Raw genomic sequence first — 2,423 nt, forward strand, 5'->3', positions numbered from 1 at the left:
AGCGCGGACAGGTCAACGACGCCAACCGACTGAACAGGAACTCGATAGACCACCTGAGAAACGGCCTTCGCGAGAATGCGACTGCAGACGACATCGTCTCGAACCTCACGCTGGGCTTCTGGGCCCACATGACGGACCGCAGCCATGAACGCGATTGTGGACCCCAATCATCCATAAAGCATGGCCAAAGGGAGCAGACCGAAACGACATCAATGGACGAATAGCGGGAATCAATTGAGTCATTCCCGAAACCGCGAATCAAGGACCTGATTCGCCCAAATTGCGCACGAATCAACCCCTCGGCGGTATGGTGCGATACGGATTGACAGCACCCGGACTGGATTAGTCACTGAGTGGAAATAGAAAAAATACGTGCAATACACGTGCATGGCAGTCTAGATAGCACCCATGGCGCACTGCATCATGGGTGCTATCTTTGTGTATCGGAGCGGGTCACGGCATATTCCAGTCGCCACGTGGCGGATTTCCGTCATGTCATGACGAATCCCAAGAAAATCCCGCCTGCCGCACGTACAATTGCCGCATGGCTCACACATGACAGGGAGGTCCGCATGGAGACGGTCAACGTCACCGTACGTATAGAAAGGCAGACGAGAGACGATGCGGCGAAGCTCTTCTCGGAGCTCGGCATCAGCACCACCCAGGCGATCAACATGTTCCTCAAGCAGGCCGTGAGGGAACAGAGAATCCCCTTCGAGGTCACCGCAAGGCCCACCGTCGAGTGCGCCAGCGAGAGGCTTGCGTAGGGCAATCGGTAATCTGGCGCATCTCCTCTTAATTGAGCGGATATGCCCATTCGGGGTCTCTTCCAATATTCGCAGCGCCTTTGCGCCCAACGCCTATAACCCGAATGCGCCCTCTTCGTCGAACAAGTCGATCGCGAGTTCGGCCCATTTCCTGTCGACGAGATAGGGCAGCTCTGCCGATAGGGACGACCTCTCGAGTGCGTCCCTGTGCAGATCGTATCCGCCCCTCGGCATGACTGCGGTGAAGCAAACTTCGCCATCGTCTATGCTGAACACGAGGCCGTCTCCCTCCAATCCGATCAGTTTGACCGAGCAATCAGCATCTGGGTCGACATTCCCCTGCATTTTTGCCGACCCGGTTATAGCCATCTTGAGAATCTCGATGACGCAATCGTCGAGCCCAGCCTCCAGCGCTACGACCTTCTCCCTAAGCTCATGGCGGTCGAAGACGATCCTCTTGACGCTTCGGCCTGCGGGCGTGCTCAGGTCATCGAACATGCCCGCGACCCCGTCGCCCATCGCTTCGTCTGCGACGAGATAAATCGAGCTGCGATGGGCCGGATCGAGATAGAGACATGTGATTCTGAATCAGCCAGGGTATCGCTAACCCAGCCTTCCATGTCCGCCCCGTTGTAGACGAAGACATCGGCGCCTTCGATGGTCTTGACGTCGCTCGGCGACGGCTCCCATTCGTGCGGTTCGGTTCCCACCGGGCATAGGTTCGTGACTTCAACGTGATCGCCTCCGATTTTCTGGGCAAAGTCGGCCATCGGGTAGAAGCTCGCCACCACCTGGACCTTCTGGGATTCGTTTGAGGATTGGCTATCGTTCGAAGCCGTATTTGAATTGTTCGAGGGGCCGGAGCATGCGGAAAGCCCCACGACGCACAGCACGGCCACCACAGCCGCGAAAGCTGCGTACATCATCTTATTCAGTTTCACCATTGGTATAAATCTCCTGCCAGGAATGCCTTTTTACGGGCATGACGTACATATATCGAGGAAGATGCACCCTAGCAGTCGAGCCTCACCTTAAGTTCGACCAGTGTATTGGACGCCGCATAAGAGGGTCGCACGGCGATCGGCAGCACGAATGCAGCAAACAGAGCAGCTTCGGACGCCGCAGCAGAAACGTCAGCGGCGGTTTGGATGATAGAAGAAGCGATGGCGAGTACCTGGCAAACCTGGCACTCATCGCCCTGGCAGTCATGCTGGGCTTCGGCAACTATGAACAGCGCAGGTGCAAGCAAAACGAAGGTCAAAACCAACGCGGCAATACGCGTGCGTACGTTATTCATCGAGGCCCCTCCCGCTGCTCGCAGCGCGCTCCTTCGCAGACGCTTCGCACGTGCCGAACGGGACAGTGCTCAGGATATCGATTCTTTTGGGCACGGCGTTCGCCGGCGGCGTCCTATCCGGCGTTGTAGAACCCATCGGCACCGTGCTGACGACCCTAGCCTCGCAGCCTATCATCGCGGCGCTGCCGTATCTCCTCGGTTTTGCGGCCGGTGCGATGCTGTATGTCGTGGTGGAGGAATTGATCCCCGAAGCATCCCAGGGGCCGCACTCCATCCTCGGTCCCGCGTTCTTCGCCATCGGCTTCAGCGTGATTTATCCCACCATGTGAAAGGCCCCTTGTCCGGAAACGCAACAACTC

The 2,423-nt window shown here is 57.4% G+C and carries 6 protein-coding genes; 3 read left to right on the forward strand and 3 right to left on the reverse strand.

Annotated features, from left to right (window positions below; all coding sequences use genetic code 11):
• The coding region (locus tag Q0G85_RS10235; protein ID WP_297157675.1) for a hypothetical protein at window positions 1–224 on the forward strand (224 nt) is incomplete at its 5' end.
• A gap of 348 nt (window positions 225–572) precedes the next feature.
• Window positions 573–767, forward strand: coding sequence for a type II toxin-antitoxin system RelB/DinJ family antitoxin (locus tag Q0G85_RS10240; RefSeq protein WP_297157678.1), 195 nt, complete (start codon window positions 573–575; stop codon window positions 765–767).
• Window positions 768–860: 93 nt separating this feature from the next.
• On the opposite strand, the gene Q0G85_RS10245 is transcribed toward Q0G85_RS10240, so the two are convergent.
• From Q0G85_RS10245 to Q0G85_RS10255, 3 genes are all read right to left on the reverse strand, one after another.
• A complete protein-coding gene (locus Q0G85_RS10245; protein ID WP_367116892.1) occupies window positions 861–1,349 on the reverse strand; it encodes a CpXC domain-containing protein in 489 nt (162 codons plus the stop codon).
• Entirely contained in the window at window positions 1,250–1,711 is a 462-nt protein-coding gene (locus Q0G85_RS10250) for a metal ABC transporter substrate-binding protein (RefSeq protein WP_297157682.1), read from the reverse strand. The genes Q0G85_RS10245 and Q0G85_RS10250 overlap by 100 nt, the downstream gene beginning before the upstream one ends.
• 68 nt (window positions 1,712–1,779) lie before the next feature.
• On the reverse strand, window positions 1,780–2,064 hold the full coding sequence (locus tag Q0G85_RS10255) for a hypothetical protein (RefSeq protein ID WP_297157685.1): 285 nt from the start codon (window positions 2,062–2,064) through the stop codon (window positions 1,780–1,782).
• 50 nt (window positions 2,065–2,114) lie between these two features.
• Between Q0G85_RS10255 and Q0G85_RS10260 the strand changes: the two genes are divergently transcribed.
• Complete coding sequence (locus Q0G85_RS10260; RefSeq protein WP_297157688.1) at window positions 2,115–2,393, forward strand: hypothetical protein; 279 nt, start codon at window positions 2,115–2,117, stop codon at window positions 2,391–2,393.
• Window positions 2,394–2,423: the final 30 nt, after the last annotated feature.

This window comes from uncultured Ellagibacter sp., from assembly GCF_934617235.1.
Taxonomy (GTDB): Bacteria; Actinomycetota; Coriobacteriia; order Coriobacteriales; family Eggerthellaceae; genus Ellagibacter.

Excerpts from the sequence above, each read along its gene's own strand:
- Q0G85_RS10255 (WP_297157685.1), bottom strand. The coding sequence starts at position 2,064 with ATGAATAACGTACGCACGCGTATTGCCGCGTTGGTTTTGACCTTCGTT.
- Q0G85_RS10250 (WP_297157682.1), bottom strand. The coding sequence starts at position 1,711 with ATGGTGAAACTGAATAAGATGATGTACGCAGCTTTCGCGGCTGTGGTG.
- Q0G85_RS10240 (WP_297157678.1), top strand. The coding sequence starts at position 573 with ATGGAGACGGTCAACGTCACCGTACGTATAGAAAGGCAGACGAGAGAC.